The organism is uncultured Veillonella sp., from assembly GCF_963543145.1.
Lineage (GTDB): Bacteria > Bacillota > Negativicutes > Veillonellales > Veillonellaceae > Veillonella.
Genome location: NZ_CAUTZP010000001.1, coordinates 159,989 through 183,002 on the forward strand (window position 1 = coordinate 159,989; position 23,014 = coordinate 183,002).

At 38.1% G+C, this 23,014-nt stretch carries 21 protein-coding genes; 19 read left to right on the forward strand and 2 right to left on the reverse strand.

Annotated features, from left to right (window positions below; all coding sequences use genetic code 11):
* The first annotated feature begins 97 nt into the window (after positions 1 to 97).
* The 19 genes from rfaE1 to ade all read left to right on the forward strand — a co-directional run bounded on the left by rfaE1 (position 98) and on the right by ade (position 20,267).
* Positions 98 to 1,576 carry a D-glycero-beta-D-manno-heptose-7-phosphate kinase gene (rfaE1, locus tag RWZ05_RS00735; RefSeq protein ID WP_314641100.1) on the forward strand — a complete coding sequence of 493 codons (1,479 nt, stop codon included), beginning with the start codon at positions 98 to 100 and terminating at the stop codon, positions 1,574 to 1,576.
* Positions 1,573 to 2,538, forward strand: coding sequence for an ADP-glyceromanno-heptose 6-epimerase (gene rfaD / locus RWZ05_RS00740; RefSeq protein WP_314641102.1), 966 nt, complete (start codon positions 1,573 to 1,575; stop codon positions 2,536 to 2,538). The genes rfaE1 and rfaD overlap by 4 nt, the downstream gene beginning before the upstream one ends.
* Positions 2,538 to 3,032 (forward strand): HAD family hydrolase, encoded by a 495-nt coding sequence (locus RWZ05_RS00745; RefSeq protein ID WP_314641104.1) that lies wholly within the window; start codon positions 2,538 to 2,540, stop codon positions 3,030 to 3,032. The genes rfaD and RWZ05_RS00745 overlap by 1 nt, the downstream gene beginning before the upstream one ends.
* Before the next feature lie 148 nt (positions 3,033 to 3,180).
* The gene (locus RWZ05_RS00750; protein WP_314641106.1) at positions 3,181 to 4,200 is read left to right on the forward strand and encodes a glycosyltransferase family 9 protein; all 1,020 of its coding nucleotides are present in this window, start codon (positions 3,181 to 3,183) and stop codon (positions 4,198 to 4,200) included.
* Complete coding sequence (locus RWZ05_RS00755) at positions 4,200 to 5,240, forward strand: glycosyltransferase family 9 protein (protein WP_314641107.1); 1,041 nt, start codon at positions 4,200 to 4,202, stop codon at positions 5,238 to 5,240. The genes RWZ05_RS00750 and RWZ05_RS00755 overlap by 1 nt, the downstream gene beginning before the upstream one ends.
* 6 nt (positions 5,241 to 5,246) lie before the next feature.
* A complete protein-coding gene (locus RWZ05_RS00760) occupies positions 5,247 to 6,230 on the forward strand; it encodes a 3'-5' exonuclease (RefSeq protein WP_314641109.1) in 984 nt (327 codons plus the stop codon).
* A gap of 70 nt (positions 6,231 to 6,300) precedes the next feature.
* Positions 6,301 to 7,692, forward strand: coding sequence for an aminopeptidase (locus RWZ05_RS00765; RefSeq protein ID WP_314641112.1), 1,392 nt, complete (start codon positions 6,301 to 6,303; stop codon positions 7,690 to 7,692).
* Between the two features lie 50 nt (positions 7,693 to 7,742).
* A complete protein-coding gene (locus RWZ05_RS00770; RefSeq protein ID WP_314641114.1) occupies positions 7,743 to 8,120 on the forward strand; it encodes a hypothetical protein in 378 nt (125 codons plus the stop codon).
* Positions 8,121 to 8,253: 133 nt separating this feature from the next.
* Positions 8,254 to 9,231, forward strand: coding sequence for an ABC transporter substrate-binding protein (locus RWZ05_RS00775; protein WP_314641116.1), 978 nt, complete (start codon positions 8,254 to 8,256; stop codon positions 9,229 to 9,231).
* 24 nt (positions 9,232 to 9,255) lie between these two features.
* Entirely contained in the window at positions 9,256 to 10,236 is a 981-nt protein-coding gene (locus RWZ05_RS00780) for an ABC transporter substrate-binding protein (RefSeq protein WP_314641117.1), read from the forward strand.
* 11 nt (positions 10,237 to 10,247) lie between these two features.
* Positions 10,248 to 11,120: an ABC transporter permease subunit gene (locus RWZ05_RS00785; protein ID WP_314641118.1), complete on the forward strand. Its 873-nt coding sequence runs from the start codon at positions 10,248 to 10,250 to the stop codon at positions 11,118 to 11,120.
* 10 nt (positions 11,121 to 11,130) lie between these two features.
* On the forward strand, positions 11,131 to 11,928 hold the full coding sequence (locus RWZ05_RS00790; protein ID WP_314641121.1) for an ABC transporter ATP-binding protein: 798 nt from the start codon (positions 11,131 to 11,133) through the stop codon (positions 11,926 to 11,928).
* A gap of 170 nt (positions 11,929 to 12,098) precedes the next feature.
* Positions 12,099 to 12,365 carry a 30S ribosomal protein S15 gene (rpsO, locus tag RWZ05_RS00795; protein WP_005379030.1) on the forward strand — a complete coding sequence of 89 codons (267 nt, stop codon included), beginning with the start codon at positions 12,099 to 12,101 and terminating at the stop codon, positions 12,363 to 12,365.
* A 134-nt stretch (positions 12,366 to 12,499) separates the two neighbouring features.
* Entirely contained in the window at positions 12,500 to 14,569 is a 2,070-nt protein-coding gene (locus tag RWZ05_RS00800) for a polyribonucleotide nucleotidyltransferase (protein WP_314641123.1), read from the forward strand.
* Between the two features lie 10 nt (positions 14,570 to 14,579).
* The gene (gene dut / locus RWZ05_RS00805) at positions 14,580 to 15,029 is read left to right on the forward strand and encodes a dUTP diphosphatase (protein WP_314641124.1); all 450 of its coding nucleotides are present in this window, start codon (positions 14,580 to 14,582) and stop codon (positions 15,027 to 15,029) included.
* Between the two features lie 164 nt (positions 15,030 to 15,193).
* On the forward strand, positions 15,194 to 15,727 hold the full coding sequence (locus RWZ05_RS00810; RefSeq protein WP_314641126.1) for an NUDIX hydrolase: 534 nt from the start codon (positions 15,194 to 15,196) through the stop codon (positions 15,725 to 15,727).
* Between the two features lie 21 nt (positions 15,728 to 15,748).
* Positions 15,749 to 16,921 carry a phosphopentomutase gene (locus RWZ05_RS00815; protein ID WP_314641127.1) on the forward strand — a complete coding sequence of 391 codons (1,173 nt, stop codon included), beginning with the start codon at positions 15,749 to 15,751 and terminating at the stop codon, positions 16,919 to 16,921.
* A 346-nt stretch (positions 16,922 to 17,267) separates the two neighbouring features.
* On the forward strand, positions 17,268 to 18,581 hold the full coding sequence (locus RWZ05_RS00820) for an NCS2 family permease (RefSeq protein WP_314641129.1): 1,314 nt from the start codon (positions 17,268 to 17,270) through the stop codon (positions 18,579 to 18,581).
* Between the two features lie 12 nt (positions 18,582 to 18,593).
* Positions 18,594 to 20,267 carry an adenine deaminase gene (ade, locus tag RWZ05_RS00825; RefSeq protein ID WP_314641133.1) on the forward strand — a complete coding sequence of 558 codons (1,674 nt, stop codon included), beginning with the start codon at positions 18,594 to 18,596 and terminating at the stop codon, positions 20,265 to 20,267.
* A 123-nt stretch (positions 20,268 to 20,390) separates the two neighbouring features.
* On the opposite strand, the gene RWZ05_RS00830 is transcribed toward ade, so the two are convergent.
* Both RWZ05_RS00830 and rpsT read right to left on the reverse strand, forming a co-directional pair.
* Positions 20,391 to 22,595, reverse strand: coding sequence for an RNA ligase (locus RWZ05_RS00830; protein ID WP_314641135.1), 2,205 nt, complete (start codon positions 22,593 to 22,595; stop codon positions 20,391 to 20,393).
* A 144-nt stretch (positions 22,596 to 22,739) separates the two neighbouring features.
* A complete protein-coding gene (rpsT, locus tag RWZ05_RS00835) occupies positions 22,740 to 23,000 on the reverse strand; it encodes a 30S ribosomal protein S20 (RefSeq protein WP_314641138.1) in 261 nt (86 codons plus the stop codon).
* Positions 23,001 to 23,014 lie beyond the last annotated feature (14 nt).

The following is a 23,014-nucleotide window of genomic DNA, read 5'->3' on the forward strand; positions in this document are numbered from 1 at the left end:
TATACGTGATACGTGATACGTGATACATACATGGTGTGGCAATTAAATTCTCATTTTAATCAAGCACATATGTAATGGGGTAAGGAATAGGTGGATTATGATAAATACTACCATTAATCAGTTTTTAACAAAGCAACTGCCAAACTTGAAGATTGCCGTTGTTGGCGATGTGATGGTAGATCGTTATGTTTTTGGTGATGTAAGTCGTATTTCTCCAGAAGCACCGGTTCCTGTTAACCGAGTGTCAAACATGAAAGAGGTTCTTGGTGGGGCTGGAAACGTTGCATCTAACTTGTCTAATTTAGATTGTAAGGTATATCTCGGTGCACTTGCTGGTAATGATGACCATGGTCGCCTATTGCAACATTTACTTGATGCTGACAAAATTGATACATCTGGTTTAATTACAAGTGATGACCGTTCTACCATTACAAAGATGCGTATCTTAGGTGATCGTCAGCAAATGATGCGTCTTGATTTTGAAACGATTTCAGACTTAACAAGTGAGGAAGAGGAACAACTAGCTACTTGGCTTGAAAATCTATGTAAGTCTGGTATTGACGGTATTGTCGTATCTGACTATGGTAAAGGTGTTTGTACTCCTACATTATTGAAGAGAATCTTTAGCTTAGCTAAGGAATATAGTGTACAAACTATCGTTGACCCAAAAGGAGCTGATTGGTCTAAATATAATGGTGCGACCTGCATTACTCCAAATGTAAAAGAGCTTGGAGAATGTGTGGGCCGTAAATTAGAAAATTATGATGCTACCATCGTTGAGGCCGCTAAGTCGATACTCGCTGAAGTTGATTTAGAGTATATTGTGGCTACTCGTTCTGCGAAAGGGATTACGGTTATCGCAAAGAATGGTCGCACGTGGCATAATCCGGCTACTCAACAAGAGGTCTTCGATGTGAGTGGTGCAGGGGATACTGTTGTTTCTATGATGATGACTTGTCTTGCTAGTGGCTTATCTATGCGCTTAGCCTTGCATATTGCTAATGGTGCTGCTGGTATTGTTGTATCTAAGGTTGGTACATATCCAATCCATCGTTCTGAATTATTGGATTTATGGCATTCTTATAAGCATAGTGTTCAATCTAAACCTTTATATACAAAAGAAGAGATGAAACAGCTTGTAACACAATGGCAAAGCAAGGGTGAAACTGTAGTATTCACCAATGGTTGTTTTGACATTCTTCATCGTGGACATATTACGTACTTACAAGAGGCTGCACAGCTTGGAGACCATCTCATCATTGGTTTGAATTCAGATGCATCTGTTAAACGTCTTAAAGGCGAAACTCGTCCTATCGTTAGTGACGAGGATCGAGCAGCTTTATTGAGTGCTTTGCAGTGTGTTGATGGGGTTGTATTATTTGAAGAGGATACTCCTGCTGAGTTATTAGCGTACTTACGCCCTAATACGCTTGTTAAGGGCGGCGATTATAAGATTGAAGATATTATCGGACGAGAGTCCGTTGACAATGTAGAGGTGCTTTCATTTAAAGAAGGCTATTCTACATCTGATATTGTAGGGAAAATAGCCACTATGGCTAAGGAGGGTAAATTATGATTATCGTAACAGGTGGTGCTGGTTTTATCGGCAGTAATATTGTGAAAGCACTAAATGACCGTGGTCGTACAGATATTATTATCGTAGATGATCTTACAGATGGTCGTAAAATTCGCAATATTCAAAATCTAGAATTTTTAGATTACATCGATTGTGATGATTTTGATTGCGCTATCGCTGACGGTACGTTCGATGTTGGCCCTATTGAAGTTGTATTCCATGAAGGTGCTTGTGCTGACACAATGGAATATAATGGCAAATACATGATGAAGAACAACTATGAAGGTTCTAAAAATCTATTCCATTATTGCCAAGACCGTCGCATTCCATTTATCTATGCGTCCTCTGCATCTACCTATGGTAATGGTAGAAATGGTTTTGTAGAAAAACCAGAAGCTGAAGAAGCTCTTAACCCATATGCGTACTCTAAGTTGTTGTTCGACCGTTATGTACGTAAGTATGAAGGTGAATATACTGCTCAAGTAGTAGGTTTGCGTTACTTTAACGTATACGGTCCTAACGAAGCACATAAAGATAAAATGGCTTCGTTGGTACGTCAAATGTTCTACAAAAATAAAGAAACTGGTGTTATCAATCTCTTTGAAGGTACAGATGGCTACGAAGATGGCGGTCAAACTCGTGACTTTATTTATGTAAAAGACGTAGTTAATGTAAACTTCTATTTTTGGGAGCATCCAGAAATTTCTGGTACTTTTAACTGCGGTACTGGTAATGCTCATAGCTTTAACCAATTCATGCAAGCTGTTATCGATTATAACGGCAGGGGCAAAATTGAATATATCCCATTCCCAGAAGTACTAAAAGGCAAATACCAAAGCTTTACAGAGGCTGACACTACAAAATTATTGGCTGCTGGCTATGATAAAGGGTTCCACAAAATGGAAGATGCCGTTAAAGAATATTGTGAACTATTAGATAATAACGAAGGATATTTACGTTAATGCGCAAGGTGTTATTTTTAGATCGCGATGGCGTTATTAATAAAGACGTTAGTTATTTATATAAAATTAGTGATTTAGAGTGGGTAGAGGGTGCAAAAGAGGCCTTAGCTTATGCTTATAGTAAAGGGTATGACCTCATTGTAGTGACTAATCAAAGCGGTGTGGCCCGTGGTTATTATAAAGAGTCTGATGTACAAATTCTTCATGACCATATGGCCCATGAACTAGACCGCAGTGGGGCACCTGTTTTACACTTCTATTATTGCCCTCATCATAAAGACGGCTCTGTACCTATTTATTCAGTTGATTGTGAGTGTAGAAAGCCTAAGCCTGGTATGATCAAGCAAGCCATTAAGGATTATAATGTCGATGCGACAAAGAGTTTCCTAATTGGAGATAGTCAACGTGATGTTGATGCAGCTGAGGCAGCAGGAGTAAAGGGCTATCTATTTACAGGTACTAATCTTTTAGATTTTATGAAAACTATCATTTAATCTATTATCAAAATTATTATTTAATCTACGAATATACTAATCTACTTATCTAATAATCTACTATTTAGATTGTATTCTCTTTATTTTTAAATCTAATTAAAAGCAATGATAAGTTTGTTATGCTGTTGTGTTGTATTTGGGAGGCTATATGAAAGACTACAAGAATATACTCATCATAAAGATGAGCTCATTAGGCGATGTAATTCATGCATTGCCTACCTTGTATGCTGTGCGTAAAAATTGGCCTAATGCTCGTATTACATGGGCCATTCATGAGCAATTCGCTAGCCTCTTACCAGGTACACCTTGGATTGATGATGTGATTATCATCGACAAGAAACAACTTAAAAAGCCTGCATACTTATATCAATTGCGTAAGGATTTACATAGTCGTCATTTTGATATGACCTTGGACCTTCAATGTATTGCTAAAAGTGCCATTGTATCCTTATTATCTGGGGCTCCAGAAAAATATGGGTATTGGGAACTTCGTGAAGGTAGTAATTTAGTCAATAAAGCACTCGTTGGTGAACATAAATACGATCATGTCATCGAACGATACCTCGATACCGTACGCGCTCTAGGGGGCGATGTAGAAAGTGTAGAGTTTCCTATGCCTGCTTATGTTGAGGCGGAGAAGTCTGTTAAACATAAGTTACAATCTCATGGTGTTGAAGATGAATATGTAGTAGTTGTACCAGGAGCTCGTTGGATTGTTAAGGAGTGGCCGCTTCTTAATTTTGGAGAACTTTGTATTCGGTTATGTGAATCTGGTAAAAAGGTCGTTATTGCTGGTGCTCCTGATGATGCCGAAAAGGGGGCTTTCATAGAAAACTATGTGAAGCACAAGAATCTCGTGAATTTAGTGGGATCTACATCAATGCCAGAACTCATTGAATTGATTCGTCACTGTCAAATATTTATTAGTGCTGATACGGGACCATTACATATTGCTAATGCCTTGAAGCGACCATTGATTGCCATGTTTGGCACTACGTCTCCTAAGCGGACTGGTCCATATGGTGGTAGTCATGTACATCTCATTATTTCACCAACTTCGAAGGCTACACCTGAGCAACCTCTGGTAGATGATCCAGATTGTATGGCTCAAATCCCTGTAGATGCAGTATGGTCTGTGTATGAACAAGTACTTGGAAAGGAACTATAATGGAACTAGATTATAAGCGCATTGTGGTCACTTTTCTCATGCACTTGGGTGATGTTATTTTAACGACTCCATTTCTAGAGGTGCTACGTAAAGCTGCTCCACATAGCCATATTACATATGTAATAGATGAAAAACTGCAACAAGTGATGCAATATAATCCAAATATTGATGAACTTATCGTTGTAGATAAAAAGGGGCGTCATAATAGTATTGCTGGACTCAATGAGGTAGCTCGTGAGATTAATGCAAAGGGTAAACCTGATATTGTTATCAATTTACATCCCAATGAACGTACGTCCTATTTAGCATGGAAGATTCATGCGCCCATTACGACTGGTATGAGTCATTTTTTGTTTAGACCGTTTATGACAAAGTATACTCGTTTAGATCGTAAAACTCGCCACGCTGCAGATATGTACATCAATGTACTCGAGAAATTAGGTGTAACCGATACTTCTAACTCTGGCTTACACATTGAAACTTGTGAAGCCTGGCGCCGTGAGACTCAAGATTTCTATGCTAGTCATGGATTAACCGATGGTGATACGCTCATCGGTTTTAACATTGGTAGTGCTGTTCCTGAGAAACGATGGCCTGCTGAACGATTTGCCCATGTAGCCGATCATTTCGGTCGTTTAGGGTATAAGACAGTGTTCTTTGGTGGCCCTATGGATCTTGAAATGGTGCAACCTGTAGTGGAACAAATGGAAACGAAACCGATTGTTGCTACTGGAAAATTCCAGTTAGGACCATTGGCGGCTGCTATGAGCCGCTGTAATTTATTGATTACAAATGACTCTGGTCCTATGCATGTAGGAATCAGTCAAAAGGTGCCAATTGTGGCACTTTATGGACCATCAAATCCATTCTTTTATGGTCCGTACCAAGCTCATGCTATCGTTCTTGAAACGATGGACTCCTATGAGGTTGGTAAAAGCATGAAGAAGATTATTAAAGAAGGAAATTACAAAGGTTTATCTGTAATTTCTGAAGAACAGGTTATTAAAGCGGCGGAAACGTTGCTTTCAGAATCGAAATAAAAGCCTATGAATTATATAGTATTTGATTTGGAGTGGAATCAACCGTATAGCAATGACATCAGCTTTATGAAGCGTACTAAAATGCCGTTGACTGGTGAAATCATTCAAATCGGAGCGGTAAAACTAAATGACAAGATGGACATCGTAGACCATTTTACGATGTTCATTAAACCTCAATATTTGCCACGGATGCATAAACATGTACGAGAGCTGACGGGGATAACCTCTAGAGAGCTCGACCACGGTGTGCCCTTTAAGACGGCTATGCAGCACTTTCAAAACTGGTGTGGTGATGAATATATGCTACTGTCTTGGGGGTCTGATGATATTCTTATCTTAAGAGAAAATCTTATGCTCCATAAGATGAAAGCCTTATCGTATGATCAATGGGTAGATGCACAAATGATTTATGCCTATCAACGACATGGTACAAATCAGCAGTATTCTGTAGCACATGCTATGGAGGATTTAAATATATCGACGGAGCATTTGTCTGCTCACAACGCTTTGCATGATGCCGTATTTACGGCTCGTATATGTCAGAAGCTAGATATACCACAAGGAATCTTGCATTATGACCAAATTCGAAAGGAAAGTAACAATCCTTTCTTATATCCACCGATTTTGACATTTTTTATGTATGAAAACTTCCCTGAGAAGAAGCGTATCGTTCACGATAGACGTGTACGTTTATCCTTCTGCCCCTATTGTCAGACTCGTTTAGAAATGATTAGGCCAGAACGATTACAAGGGGACAAGCATCTCGCTATTGGCTTTTGCCCGAAACATGGCGATTTTGCAGTACAACTTAAAGTTGGAAAATATACGATTAAGTCCGGTAGTACTAAATTTTACGTTACAAAGGTTCTAACCCATTGTACGGACGAAATTCGTTCTCTATATACTCAGAAGTCTGAAATAAATCGAGAGAAAGAGCGAAAGTATTTGGAATTTCGCCGGGTGGAACTTGAAAAGGACCACCAAAAATAATTTTATTAATTGTTGTTCACATCTAGACTTTCATAAGTGCTAGATTGTGAGCTTTCAGAAAGGATAGATTATGGAACGTAAATATGCATGGCATAATTATGACGATGCTACTATAGACAAGGTTTATGCCTTAAGTGACACATATCGTCAGTTCTTAGATAATGGTAAAACAGAACGAGAATGCGTAGTACAGGCCGTAGAATTTGCAGAGGCAAAAGGCTATGTAAATCTAACAGATATCATTAAAAAAAATACGCCCATTAAGGCGGGGGATAAGATTTATTATACCTATATGGATAAGTCTATTGCTCTGTTTAATATCGGTACAGATGACATCGAATTAGGTATGAACATTTTAGGTGCTCATATCGACTCTCCTCGTATTGATGTAAAACAAAATCCTCAATACGAAGATAGTAACCTTTTATTCTGGGATACCCATTACTACGGTGGTATTAAGAAATATCACTGGGTAGCCATGCCACTTGCCATTCATGGTGTTGTGGTAAAAACAGATGGAACTCGTATCAATATTAATATTGGCGATAAAGAAACTGATCCTGTATTCTGTATTACAGACTTGTTGCCTCATTTAGGCCAAGAACAAATGCAAAAGAATGCAGCTAAAGTAATCGAAGGGGAAGCTCTTGATTTACTTATTGGTAGCCGTCCAGTAAAAGATGAGGAAAAAGAAGGGGTTTCTAAATTCATTAATTACCTTCTTGAAAAAGAATATGGCTTTGTTGAGCGTGACTTGTTATCTGCAGAGCTTGAAATTGTACCAGCAGGCAAGGCTCGTGATATGGGCTTTGACCGCTCTATGGTACTAGCATATGGCCAAGATGACCGCGTATGTGCGTATACATCCTTAGTTGCTATGCTTGAAGTAGATAATGTAAAACGTACTACTTGTTGCTTACTGGTCGATAAAGAGGAAATTGGTTCTGTAGGTGCTACAGGCATGCAATCACGTTTCTTTGAAAATGCAGTAGCTGAAATTCTAACACTCATGGGTAAACCTAATTCTGTTAGCGTTCGTCGTACATTAGAAAAATCTCGCATGTTATCTTCCGATGTTAGCGCTGGCTACGATCCACTCTATGCATCTGCGTATGAAAAGAAAAATGCTTCGTACCTTGGTATGGGCGTAGTATTTAATAAATTTACAGGCTCGCGTGGTAAAGCTGGCTCTAATGATGCCAATGCTGAGTACATGGGCTTTATCCGTCGTATTATGGAGTCCAATAATGTAACGTATCAAACGGCAGAGCTTGGTAAGGTAGACCTCGGTGGTGGCGGTACGATTGCGTACATCATGGCACTTTATGGTATGAATGTTATCGACTGTGGTGTAGCTGTTCTTAGTATGCATGCTCCTTGGGAGGTCACTTCTAAAGCCGATATTTACGAGGCAAAACAATGTTACGTTGCATTCTTAAATGCAGCTGATGAAACAATCTAGTGTAATAGGGCTTTCACCAATGGTGAAAGTCCATTCTATGTGAGGTATATATGAATCAAACTGAATTAGGCGCAGCTATTGAGGCTGCAAAGGGAGAGGCAACTGAGGTTAAGACTGTAAAGGTCGATATCTTTGATATTCCTGAAACAAAAGCTGAAGAATATATTGCAAATCGTGAACAGGTAGCTGAGGCGGCTGCTGCAGTTATGAAACCATACTGCGTAACAGTAAAGCGAGAAACCTTAGATAAAGATGAAGGGGAAGCTGTAGTAGGTTATTATATGACGGGTGAAATTTTAATGTGTGTTCTTCTGGATCCATTTGAAGTACCTGTTATGAAGGTAGCTCTCGATAAAGGCACTCTTAAAGACTATATTCTTGCAGCCAATGATTTGACAGAGGATATGCTAGCATCTTTAGAAAAATAGTTGGATTTCTTGTCTTTTTTGTGTTTTACACATAATTAAAATGTAAAATACTTTACTCTGCTACATTGATGTAGTAGATAAATTTGTTTATAATAGAAGTATTATAGTCATTGCAGATAGGAAGGAAATCCCCATGAACTTGAAAAAAAGTATTGCCCTAGCGCTCACGGCGGCAGCTTTATTAGCTTTTACAGGCTGTGGCTCAAATGGAACTACATCGAATGGTGAATACAAAGTTGGCGTAGTACAACTCGTTGAACATCCTGCACTAGATGCGGCAAACAAAGGTTTTGTTGATGCTCTTAAAGAAAAGGGACTAGCTGATAAAATTGCTTTTGACCAACAAAACGCACAAGCTGATCAATCTAACTTGAATAGTATTGCGCAGCGGTTCGTATCTGATCGTAAAAACTTAATTTTAGCTATTGCCACACCAGCAGCGCAATCTATGGCGAATGCAACTCATGATATTCCAATCTTGGGTACTGCGATTACAGATTACGAAGCAGCTAAACTGGTTAAATCTAATCAAAAACCTGGTGGTAATGTATCTGGTACATCCGATATGAACCCAGTAGAGCAACAAGTTGACTTAATTTTACAAGTAATACCGAATGTAAAAACAATCGGTACTATTTATAGCTCTAGTGAAGTAAACTCTCAAATTCAAGTAGAGAAGATGAAAGCTTACGCAGCTAAAAAAGGCATTAAAGTTGAAGAGGTTACGGTTTCCAACGTAAACGATATTCAACAAGCGGCTCAAAACCTTGTATCTCAACGTGTAGATGCTATATATGTGCCGACAGATAATGTTGTAGCTTCTGCTATGAGCAATCTGGTAGCTATTACCGACCCAGCAAAAATTCCTGTATTTGGCGGTGAAGACAACCACGTAAAAGGTGGTGCTCTCATGTCTTTGTCTGTAGATTACTACAAACTTGGATACCAAACAGGTTTGATGGCAGCAAAAATTTTAACTGGCGAAGCTAAAGTTGAAGATATGCCTATCGAAATGCAAAAAGAATTTAAATTAGTTGTGAATAAAGATAAATTAGAAAAATTGGGCATCACCTTACCAGAGGATTTGATGAACAAAGCAACTATGATTTAACACATAACTGGTAAGGAGTTACATATGAATTGGAAAAAAAGTATTGCAGTGGCACTTAGTGCCGTCACTATTATGGCAATGGTAGCTGGTTGTGGTTCTAATACGGCAACTAATGACCAAAAGAAAATTGGCGTTATTCAATTAGTAGAACATCCATCCCTTGATGCTGCTAATAAGGGCTTTGTTGATGGTCTTGCATCTAAAGGCTTTAAAGATGGTCAAAATATTAAGATAGATCAACAAAATGCTCAAGGTGACCAATCTAACTTGAACAGTATTGCCCAACGTTTCGTATCTGATAAAAAAGATTTAGTATTAGCTATAGCAACGCCAGCAGCACAAACTATGGCAAATGCAACTCATGATATTCCAATCATGGGTACAGCCATTACAGATTACGTAACAGCTAAACTCGTTCAATCCAATGAACGCCCAGGTGGTAACGTGTCTGGTACGTCTGATATGACACCAGTTGAAAAAGAGGTTGATCTTATTATGGCATTAGTACCAAATGTAAAACGTATTGGTGCTATTTATACATCCTCTGAAATCAACTCCCAATTACAAGTTGAGAAAATGAAAGCTTATGCAGCTAGTAAAGGTATCACTGTTGTAGAAGCAACTGTTTCCAACGTAAATGATATCCAACAAGCAGCTACAAATCTTGTTAACCAAGATGTACAAGCTATCTATACACCAACAGATAATGTATTGGCATCTGCTATGGCTAACTTAGCACAAATCACAGATGCTGCAAAAATTCCAGTATTTGCTGCCGATGAAGGTATGACAATGACTGGTGGTGTAGCAACATATTCTGTGGACTACTATAAATTAGGCTATCAAACTGGTTTAATGGCTGCTAAGATTCTTTCTGGTGAAGCTAAAATTTCTGATTTACCTATTGAAACACAAAAAGATATTAAGTTAACTGTTAACGAGGAACGTGCAAAAAAACTTGGTATCACAATTCCTGAAGAACTTCGTAAAGACATGAAACAATAGAGGAGATTTTGATGTTAGATTTAGTGGTAGGCACCATAACAACAGGCCTTTTATGGTCTTTGTTAGCGGTTGGTGTTTTCATTACCTTCCGTGTATTAGATGTGGCTGACTTAACAGTAGAAGGTACGTTTCCAATGGGGGCAGCCATTTCTGCAATTTTAATTACTAGTGGTATGAACCCAATTCTTTCTATCTTTATTGCCGGCATTGGTGGTATGGCGGCAGGTGCTGTGACAGGTTGGATTCATACAAAATTAAAGATTCCTGCATTGTTAGCCGGTATCTTAACAATGATTGCTTTATACTCCATTAATCTTCATATTATGGGGAAAGCTAATGTATCCTTGCTTCGTATGGATACAATTTATACAATTCTTGGTAGCGTACTTCATACACCCAATATGTGGTCTGCGGCTATTGTAGGTGTTATCGTAGCTGTTGTAGTATGCTTATTGTTATTCTGGTTCTTTGGTACTGAAATTGGCACAGCATTACGTGCAACAGGCGTTAATCCTCAAATGATTCGCGCTCAAGGTGTAAATACTGACAACATGATCGTTCTAGGTCTTTTGATTTCTAATGGTTTTGTTGGTATGTCTGGCGCTCTTATTGGTCAATTCCAAGGCTTTGCCGACGTAGGTATGGGTATCGGTACCATCGTTATCGGTTTGGCTTCTGTAATCATTGGTGAAGTTGTGTTCGGTACGAAATCCTTCGTACGCAGTCTCATCGCCGTAGTACTAGGTTCCATCGTATATCGTATCGTTATTGCTACTGTACTCTACATGGGTATGCCACCAAACGATTTGAAATTATTCACTGCCATTCTTGTTGCCATCGCGCTTTCTTTGCCTACATTGAAAGCAAAATGGTTGGCTCGCTAAGGAGGACGCTATGTTAGAAGTAAAAAATATGGTAAAAACCTTCTTTAAGGGCACAATCAATGAAAAGACTGCCTTACAAGGTATCGATCTTCGCTTAGAAGAAGGGGACTTTTGTACTGTAATCGGTGGTAATGGGGCTGGTAAAAGTACATTACTAAACTCCATCGCTGGCGTATTTCCAGTAGATGAAGGTTCTATTACAATTAATGATATTGATGTAACAAAAATGCCTGAATATAAACGTGCTAAATATATTGGCCGTGTATTCCAAGATCCTATGGTAGGTACTGCAGGTAACATGCAAATCGAGGAAAACTTGATTCTCGCTATGCGTCGTGGTAAAAGCTTAGGTCTTAAATGGGCTTTCAAAGATAGCGAACAAGCATTCTTCAAAGAACGCCTTGCATTATTAGGTTTAGGTCTTGAAGATCGCTTATCGGCTCGTATGGGTCTATTATCTGGTGGTCAACGTCAATCCATCACATTATTGATGGCTACTATGCTTCGTCCAGACCTTTTATTATTGGACGAACATACGGCGGCTCTTGACCCTAAGACTGCAGAAAATGTTTTGCAATTAACAGATAAACTTGTAGCAGAACATAACTTAACAACTCTCATGATTACTCACAACATGCGCGATGCATTGCGCTTTGGTAATCGCCTCATCATGATGGACTCCGGTCGTATCATCTATGATGTAAGAGGAGAAGAAAAGAAAAAACTAACAGTTGCTGATTTACTTCAAAAGTTCGAAGTGGCTGGGGAAAATGCATTGAGCGACCGCATGGTACTTGGTGCAAAATAATAGAAGAGGGCATAAGCCCTCTTTTGTTTATGTACTGTAATTTTCCTTTACAAGATAAGGTAGATACTGTATACTAAATTAGGTCGTAAGACATATCGTAAGCGAAGTATTCGAATCTCCAACGGTTACTTAAGCTTATCGGGATTATTATTTTTTAGGAGGTAACATTAATGTTAACTACAGAAGCTAAATTAGCAGTCATTAAAGAATACGCTACTCATGAAGGTGACACTGGTTCTCCAGAAGTACAAGTTGCGATTTTGACAAGCCGCATCACATACTTAACTGAACACTTGAAAGAGCACAAAAAAGACCATCATTCCCGTCGTGGTTTGTTGAAATTAGTTGGTCAACGCCGTAACATGCTTGACTACCTTCGTCGTAAAGATATCGAACGTTACCGTTCCCTTATCGAACGTCTTGGTCTTCGTAAATAATAAAATTAGCCGTCCTATTGGACGGCTTTTTTATTGTGCTCGTTGCTTTTATGAAGTGAAAAAATAGCTTATTTTTTACTGATGATATATAATAAGAAGGTATACATATAACAAGATTTTTAGGAGGAATAGGAATGGAACAATTCCAAATGGACCTAGCTGGTCGTACGCTTACGATTGAGACTGGGGAACTTGCAAAACAAGCTGGCGGTGCTGTAATGGTTGGTTATGGCGATACTCGTGTACTCGTTACCGCTACAGGTTCTAAAGAGGCGAAGGATATCGATTTCTTCCCACTTACAGTAGACTATGAAGAAAAAATGTACGCTGTTGGTCGTCTACCAGGTGGCTTTATTAAACGTGAAGCACGTCCACCTGAGTCTGCCATCTTGAATAGCCGTTTGATAGACCGTCCTATTCGTCCATTATTTGATAAAGGTGTACGTAATGAAGTACACGTAGTAGCAACAGTTATGTCTGTGGATCAAGACTGCGATCCAGCAGTATGTGGCATGATTGGTGCTTCTGCAGCATTATCTATTTCTGATGTACCTTGGAATGGTCCTATCGCAGGCGTTCGCATGGGTCGTATCAATGGTGAGTTCGTTGTAAATCCAACTAAAGCTCAATTAGAAGAAACAGACCTCAACATCGTAGTAGCTGGTACTAAAGACGCTATCCTCATGGTTGAAGGTGGTGCTGAAGAAGTTCCAGAAGATATCATTCTTGAAGTTATCATGACAGCTCACGAAGAAATCAAAAAAATCGTAGCCTTCCAAGAAGATATGACTGCAAAAGTAGGTAAGGAAAAACGTGTATTTGAAAGTAAAGACGTTCCTACTGAAATCGCTGATGCCGTTCGTGCTTATGGTCATGACAAACTTGATGCAGCAGTTCGTTGTGCAGATAAACAACAACGGGATGCACAAGAAACTGAAGTACGTGAAGATGTATTGGCCCATTTCGCGGAAATCTATCCAGATAACTTAGCGGATGTAAATAAAGCATTTGATGCTATGACGAAGGAAATCGTTCGTCACATGATCACTGTTGAAAAAATTCGTCCAGATGGTCGTAAACTTGATGAAGTTCGTCCAATCTCTTGCCGTACAGGTGTATTGCCTCGTACACATGGGTCTGGTTTATTTACACGTGGTCAAACTCAAGTATTGAACGTAGCTACTGTAGCACCATTGTCCGAAACACAAACTATTGACGGCATTGGTTTAGAAACAGAAAAACGCTATATTCACCACTATAATTTCCCATCCTTCTCCGTAGGCGAAACTCGTTCCTCTCGCGGTCCAGGTCGTCGTGAAATTGGTCATGGTGCTTTGGCTGAACGTGCTTTAGTTCCTGTAATTCCTAGCGAAGCAGACTTCCCATATGCATTGCGTTTAGTATCTGAAGTATTAGAATCCAATGGTTCTAGCTCCATGGCTTCCGTATGTGGTTCCACATTGTCCTTGATGGACGCTGGGGTACCTATTAAGGCTCCTGTAGCTGGTATTGCCATGGGTCTTGTAACTCAAGGTGAACACTACACAATCTTAACAGATATTCAAGGCATGGAAGATGCTCTTGGCGATATGGACTTTAAAGTTGCTGGTACAGCTAAAGGTGTAACAGCTATTCAAATGGATATTAAAATTTCCGGTTTGTCCCGTGAAATCCTTCACGAAGCATTGGAACAAGCTCATAAAGGTCGCATGCACATCATAGGCATCATGCTAGATACCATTGCTGAACCTCGTCAACAAATGTCTCAATATGCGCCACGTATTATTACCATGAAAATTGATCCAGATAAAATCCGTGACGTAATTGGTTCTGGCGGTAAAGTAATTCGTGGCATCATTGATGAAACTGGTGCAAAAATCGACATCGAAGATGATGGTACAGTATTCATCTCTTCTGTAGATCAAGAAGGTGCTGCCAAAGCACAACAAATTATTGAAAACCTTACTAAAGAAGTTGAAGTAGGGGAAGTATACCTTGGTAAAGTAACACGTCTAATGGCGTTCGGTGCTTTTGTAGAGGTATTACCAGGTAAAGAAGGTCTTGTACATATTTCCAAACTTGCGAAAGAACGGGTTGAAAATGTAGAAGACGTTGTAAATGTAGGTGATGAGATCATGGTAAAGGTTATCGAAATCGATAAACAAGGCCGTGTAAACTTATCTCGTAAAGATTGTTTAAAATAAGAGGTGTTACATGGATATTCGTGGCTTTGAAGTAGTTTCTGCTTTTGAAGAACAAGATATCAATTTACCAACACGTAAAACAACAGAAAGCGCAGGCTATGATATTGAATGCGCTGAAGCTGTTACATTAGAACCAGGCCAAGTCGTATTAGTGCCAACAGGCATTAAAGCTTTTATGGCATACGATGAATACCTTGCTATCCATATCCGTTCTAGCATGGCCATTAAACGCCATCTAGCACTTGTAAACAGCACAGGTATCATCGACAGTGATTACTATAACAATGAGGACAACGAAGGTCATATCATGATCGCTCTACTCAATTATGGTAAAGAAACCATTTCCCTTGAAAAAGGCGAACGCGTAGCCCAAGGCATTTTCTCTAAATACCTTATCACTAACGATGATGATGCAACAGGCGTACGAACAGGTGGTATAGGCAGCACTGGAACTATGTAAACTACATACGATTCTGAATAGAATGGTGAAAGCCGCTTAACTGACGTTGGGCGGCTTTTTTGGTCGTAGTGAAAATTTAATATGATGATGTTATAGATATTGAGTGATATATATTTATTTTCCTCTGTGGTATCATATTATGTATAAACAACAAGGAGGCTATTATGGCAATTAGCAAAGAGATACAAAAATCTAGCGAAATGAAGTTTGACGGTAAGTTAATTAAAGTTACCTATGATATAGCAGATGTAAATGGCAATGAAGCGTGGCGTGAGGTGGTTCATCATCCTGGTGCGACAGCAATTGTAGTTGTTACGGAAGATAATAAAATTGTAATGGAACGCCAGTTCCGTTATGCTCTACAACAGCCTTTACTTGAAATTCCAGCAGGTAAACTAGACCCGAATGAAGAGCCTCTAACTTGTGCTAAACGTGAGTTAGCAGAGGAAACAGGATATCGTGCCAACCAATGGATTCCATTAGGTACTATTGCCACAAGTCCTGGTTTTTGTAATGAAGTGCTACATTTATATTTAGCAAAAGATCTTACTATGGGTGAAACTAATTGGGATCCCGATGAATATGTAGAACTTGAGTATTTTACATTACTTGAATTATTAGAGGCCATTAAGGCTGAACAAATTAAGGATAGTAAATCTTTGGCAGCCCTTATGCTTGCTATGCCATATCTTAAATAATCGTACGTAATAGGAGGATATATGTTTAAACGAATTATCCTATTAGTTATGGACTCTGTTGGTATTGGTCATGCCGCTGATGCTGCGAAGTTTGGTGATGAAGGTTCTAATACATTAGGCCATATTGAATCGACGGCAGGCCAGATTCATTGTCCAAACTTAAAATCTATTGGCTTAGCTCGCATTGCTGATATTTCAGATACTGGTGAAAGCATTACAGGTGCTTTTGGCCGTATGGCTGAGCTTAGTACTGGTAAAGATACCACAAGTGGTCACTGGGAGATGATGGGGCATCCTGTTACAGTTCCATTCCCAACCTTTTACGAAGGTTTTCCAAAAGAGTTGATGGATACTTTCACAAAAGAAACAGGCTATGGTTATTTAGGTAATGAAGTTGCATCCGGCACTGAAATTATTGAGCGTCTAGGAGCAGAGCATATTAAAACAGGTAAGCCTATTATATATACCTCGGCAGATTCTGTATTCCAAATTGCTGCTCACGAGGATATCATTCCTATTGATGATCTATATCGTATTTGCCAAATTACCCGCGATAAGGTATGCATCGGTGATTATTATGTAGGCCGTATTATTGCACGTCCGTTCATCGGTGAACTAGGCAGTTTTGTACGTACATCTAATCGTCATGATTATAGTCGCATGCCAGAGAAAAAGATGGTGCAACAAGAGCTACAAGATGCAAATATTCAAACTGTAGCAGTCGGTAAAATTGGAGATATTTATGCTCATGTAGGATGGGATGAAAGCTATCCAACAAAGACTAATTCCCATGGCATGAATATGGTTCCATATCTCATAGGTTCAACCTTTAATCACGGTTTGATGATGGTGAATCTTGTTGAGTTTGATAGCCTCTATGGTCATCGCAGAAATGTAGAAGGTTACAAACGAGCTATTGAAGACTTTGACTACCAATTAGGCGGTTTATTACCAATGCTTACCGAAGATGATTTATTACTTATCACCGCAGACCACGGTAATGATCCAACTTGGAAGGGCACAGATCATACTCGTGAACTCGTTCCAATTCTTGGCTATAGTCCACGTTTTAAAGGGGCTATAGATCTTGGTGATAGACAAAGCTTTGCTGATATAGGGGAAACTATATTAGAAAACTTTGACTTAAAACAATGGGGCATTGGAACATCATTCTTAGAGAAACTTAGTAAATAACTTTCTAATATATTTTCGTATTTTTAGGTTTAGAATGCTATATTCCTACCTATGTACGATAATGATATAATTTCGAAATAATAAATAAAATAACAACGAAAAATAATAAAGATAATATTCTATATATGAGATACTACCAGTTAAAAATAAATAGTTTTAACTGGTAGTATCTTTAAAATAGACAGTTAAACCATAATGAAAGACCAACGTATGTTAATCATGAGTTGGTCTTTTTATATGGGAACTAAAAGACAATTTTAGTAAATAAACAGGAGATTTATACATTTGTGTGGAAATATATAAATGAGGAGAGATTATTCACATAAGTATGAGAGGAGGATTTTTTATGTCAGAACAAGTACAACGTAGTACGTTAGACAAGTTATTTAAAATTACGGAACGTGGATCATCCGTATCTCGTGAACTCTTTGCGGGCGCTACCACATTTTTATGTGTATCCTATGTTTTAGCTGTTAATCCTGCCATATTAGGTGCTGCTGGAATGGACGTAGGTGCTGTATTTACAGCGACAGCTTTGAGCGCCATTATTATGACTTTATTATTAGCCTTATACAGTAACATGCCGTTTGCTGGTTTATCTGGGATGGGAATTAACGCATTTTTTGCGTACACCATTGTAGTTCAAATGGGGCATAGCTTTGCCTTTGCTTTGACGGCGCAGCTTGTAGCGGGGTTAGTATTTTTGCTCATTGCAGTAACACCACTAAAAGAATATTTATTTAATGCTATACCGCATACCATTAAACTAGCCGTAACAGCGGGCATTGGTTTATTTATTGCTCTTATCGGCTTAAGTAGTGCAGGCCTAATAGTAAGTAATCCTGCAACCCTTATAAGTATAGGGGATTTACAATCACCATCTAGCTTAGTAGCTATTTTAGGAATGATTTTAATTGCTGTCTTTACAAGTCGAAATGTTAAAGGCGGTATCTTCCTCGCCGTTATTATCGCTGCTATAGTAGGCTTTTTCTGTGGTATCACTAAATTACCAGCTACAGTATTTTCCATGCCACCATCTTTAGAGCCAATTTGGTTCCACTATGATATGAGTGAAATCCTATCGGTGGATATGTTGTTCGTTGTTTTTACATTTTTATTTGTAAATCTATTTAACGTAGTAGGTGTATTGATTGGTTTAACAAATCAAGCAGAGGTACCACAAGATCAACAAATGGCTGTTCAAAGTTCTTGTATGAAAGTCGCCGCTATTGGTACGATTGTTGGCAGTGCACTAGGTACATCTCCACATATTGTGGCTGTTGAGTCTGCAGCAGGCATAGCAGAAGGTGGTCGTACAGGTTTAACAGCGCTTACTATTGCCGGTTTATTTATTGCATCTCTATTCTTGGCACCGTTGCTTATGGTAATTCCCGTGGCGGCTACAGCTCCCGTATTGATTGTAGTGGGCTTATTTATGATGTCCTCAGTGAAAGATATTAACTTTAGCGATATTTCGGAAGGATTGCCAGCATTTTTGACAATCATCATGATGCCATTTGCTTATTCTATTGGTGTTGGTATTGAATGGGGCCTTGTTAGTTACGTATTAATTAAAGTCCTTATTGGTAAATATCGTGATATTTCTGCTGTTATGTATTTTTTAGCACTTATTTTTATTTTGAAAGAAATCTTTATGTAGGAGGTTCCCTATATGATAACGTTCAATACAAAAGTATCTAGAGAGGCTCAAGGCCTTGAGAAAGCTCCTGTGGTGTTAAAAGGGGCCTCTGTTTTAAATGTCTTTACAGAAGAGTGGGATGTGGCAGATATTGCCATTCACGATGATACGATTATTGGTGTAGGTACTTATAGTGGTGAGACTGAATATGACTATAGCGGTAAATATATTGTGCCTGGTTTTATCGACAGCCATTTACATTTAGAGTCTACATTGGTGAATCCAAAGGAATTGGTGTTTGAAGCATCTCAAGTTGGAACTTTAGGCTTTGTGGTAGATCCTCATGAAGCAGGTAATGTGGCCGGTATTGCGGGCATTGAATACATGATTAATGAGACGGCTTCTGCTCAAGGTGATGTGTATGTTATGGCTCCATCCTGTGTGCCTGCTGTACCTGGTGAGGATAATGGCGCTATTTTAGATGGCGATATGTTACATAAGTTACAAAGTAATCCTCGCATTTTAGGCTTAGGGGAGGTTATGGACTCTTTTAGTGTTATTGATAGAGATCCATATATGGTAAAAAAATTAGATTACTTTAAAGATATGATTATGGATGGTCATATTATTGGGCTTTCACCAGAGCAATTGGCGAGCTATCGATTGGCTGGCATTACAACAAACCACGAATGTATTTCCTACGAAGAGGCTAAAGAGCAAGTTAGAAATGGTATCTATGTATGGATTCGAGAAGGCAGTGCGGCTCATAATTTAGATGCTATCGTACAAGGTATCATTCATAACAAAGCTAATACGGAACGCTATGGTTTCTGTACAGATGATAAACATATTGAGGATATCCGCTCTGAAGGTCATATTAGTTATAATATTCGCAGATCTATTGAACTTGGCTTAGACCCTGTGAAAGCTTATAAAATGGCTTCTACCAATACGGCGCTTTGCTATCATTTGAAAGAATTTGGTGCTATTGCTCCTAGCTATAAGGCAAATCTTGTAGTTCTTGATGATGCTAATAGCGTAGCCATACATGAAGTGTTCTATAAGGGAAAACCTATTGATCGAGTTCTTGTTCGGGAAGAGAAAGAAGTTCCTAAGGAATTGTTACACACCATAAATATAGGGACTTTTACAAAAGAAAAATTGGATATTCAAGTAGATGGTCCTCAAGCTATTATTAATATTGTACCGGGCCAAATCGTTACACAAAAAACGGTTGAGGAAGTTCCTGTAGAAAATGGTCTATTTAAACCAAATTCAGAGTATAATAAAATTACTTGTATTGAGCGTTATAAAGCATCAGGGAGAAATGGTGTAGGTATTCTGAAAGGCTTTAATCTTACAAATGGTTCCATTGCAACATCCTTTGCACATGATTCTCATAACTTAATCGTTGTCGGCGATAATGATGCAGATATGATGGCAGCCATTGAACGTATTCGTGAAATTGGTGGCGGCTATGTCATTATAAGTGAAGGAAATGTAGTAGAAGAATTAGCCCTTGAAGTAATGGGGTTAATTACAAATCGACCACATGAGGAAGTAGATGCTAAAGTAGCTAAGATGAAAGACATTGCTTACGGTATGGGAGTGCCTAAGGGACTAGATCCATTTATCAATCTGAGCTTCCTTGCTTTAACAGTAATTCCAGAAATTAGAATTACTACCACTGGTGTAATGGAGTTTTAGTATTTAGTGTAAGAAAAACATAATAGAAAAAGAGGTTGCAACAGAATGTGATTTAATTGCATTCTCGTTACAACCTCTTTTTGGTTTATTACAGGATATTTCTAAAAAAATATGATTATTTTATTATAGTAAACCCTTATTTCCCATCATTTCTTTTATATTTAGTAACGTGGATTTACAAACTACATCATAATCTAGTGTACTCAAGAAATCTGCAAATTTTCTATCATCTTCATTTTTACAGTTTTCATAAGGGATCTTACCATTTTGTTGATATGGTTCTAGAATCCGATTTCGTCGGTGTTTCCAAGTATTATAATAAGGCCCTTTAAATTTTGTCATAAACCCATTGCTATCGACTAATACAAAGCCTTCAGACTCATGATGTGAATTAAGTTCCTTATTTATGAGGTTTTTCAGTTCGTCCATAGTATTAACTTGTTGAATTGTTTTTACAATAGATATCAACTGAGTGTCATATTTCTTAAGGATGGATTCTAGTTCTGCTAGCCTATTCCTAGAGAAAGCTACATCAATATGTTTACCATTTACATCTAACGTATTTTGAATCATATCAAGTACATAAAGATGATCATGGTCGTATTTAATAATATGTGTATCTTCTTGGCTGATAACTTCAAACATCATAGAACAACTATTACGTTTTAATAATTCTTTGATTTCTTCTTGTAGGCTTGTAGGTAATTTTTGGAATAAATTTTTAAACAAATCTACGTGCATACCTTCTGTAGTAGATTTAGATGCAAATACTAATTCATCATTAATAACACCAAGGATAGAAAGGTATCCATTTTCTTTAGTTCGAATTTCGACAGGGAAAGCGATTGTATTAGCCAGATTGTTTAACTCTGTTTCTGGTCGTTCGTTGAGATTAAAGAATTTATTATAACTACGTAATTTAACATCTCCTGTTATACGATCCACGAATAATCCTCGAGCTTGTACTGTATTTTCATTCCATAATCGTTTGTGGAATACACGTGAGGTAAAGTTTAAGGAATATAGGTTAGGGGAGCATTTTTTTACTTTTACTAATTTAGAGTTACCTAAAATATTAATATCTTCATTTTGTGTGAAGATGACATGTTGTGTCATGTTTTGGTATTCATGGCGCATATAATCTTTATCGTACACATCATTTTTAATACCATTTTTAGTAAAAGCATCTTTAGTAATATCTATGTATTTGAGTTCTCCACCAAATTCTACTTCTCCTTCTAAACAGAAGGAATATGTACCATCAGGAACACCTCGATGACCATGAATTTGAATAAAGTTCTGACACATACCTTTTTCGTAATTAGCATCATATATTTTAGCAATATCTGTTTCATAAGCTCCAAAACCATTTATAAAGGTAGAGGTAGCTATAAAGGTCATGTTAGGTACGTAGGAAAGGCCACCATGGGATACTAAATATTTTTTGCCATGAAAGCTAAAAGGATAGCATTGACGAAGTGATTTATAAAAGAGTCGTAATTCTCGTTGAAGTGATTCTAAATCTTTTTTCGTCATATCTTTTACGATAGGTGATACTACTTCTTTCATAAATCGTTTGGATTGATCTAATTTTGTATTGAATGCAAAGTTTGCAATATGTCGTTCGTGATTGCCTTCTAACATAATTGTATTAGGTAATGTGCTAAGGCGCATCATTTCATATATCATTTCTTTATTTTCAATACCACGCTCTAAATAGTCACCACAAAAGATATAAAGTGTCTTTTCATCCCAAGGAGTGATAGCTTGTTGTAATGCCGTATAACAGCCGTGAATATCACCAATGATACGCACTCGTTCATATCGATTTGTTAAATCTACAGTAAAGTAATTATTGATTTCATCGATAGAATTTATTTTCCTACAAAATTTTGGTAATGTAGTTATTTTAATCATCTTGTGCATGCGGTGTATAACTTGCTCAGGTACTCGTTTGTAATCTGTTCGTGTAGCATTACGAGCTAAACATTCTTCTAATGATGTATCTGGTTCATAGTAATATACAGTATATTTATATTTGTTAAGCAACTCTTTATATGCATTAACAGCTTTAGATGTAGTGTGGGTAGCATCTAAAACGACAAAGTCGCCATTAATCATTCGTTTCTCTAAGCAATCTAGTAGGAGTTCCCAGGCCGGACCATTATCCTCTTGTGAAATATACCAGCCGTTTTCCCCAAGGGAAGGGCTGCGTAATAGCATACGGAAATGATCGGCTTCTAAGGTGTAAGCCTCAAGATTGTTGTCACGAATCCAATGAGACTTACCACTAGCAGGAGCACCACGCATTAATAATAGTGTTCTCATAGTAATAGTCCTCTAATCTGCCCATAGGGAGTAATAAAATATAACTGTATAAAAAACGAAACAATCATTATATAAAAAATGAAAAAGGACATAAAAAAACAGCCTCAACGGAAATCCGAGAGACTGTCTTACTTGCTTTTAAAATTATAAAGCGTTTACTTCAGCTGCAAGGTTGGATTTTTTGCGAGCTGCAGTGTTTTTATGAAGTACACCTTTGGAGGCTGCTTTATCAATTACGCTAGTAGCATGAACAAGTGCTTGTTTTGCTTCTTCTACTGCGCCTGCTTGAACAGCTTCTACGGTTTTACGACTTGCTGTACGGATTTGAGATTTTACAGCGGCGTTTTTCGCACGACGTTCAGCATCCGTTTTTACGCTTCTAATACTGGATTTAATGTTTGGCAATTGAGTCACCTCCT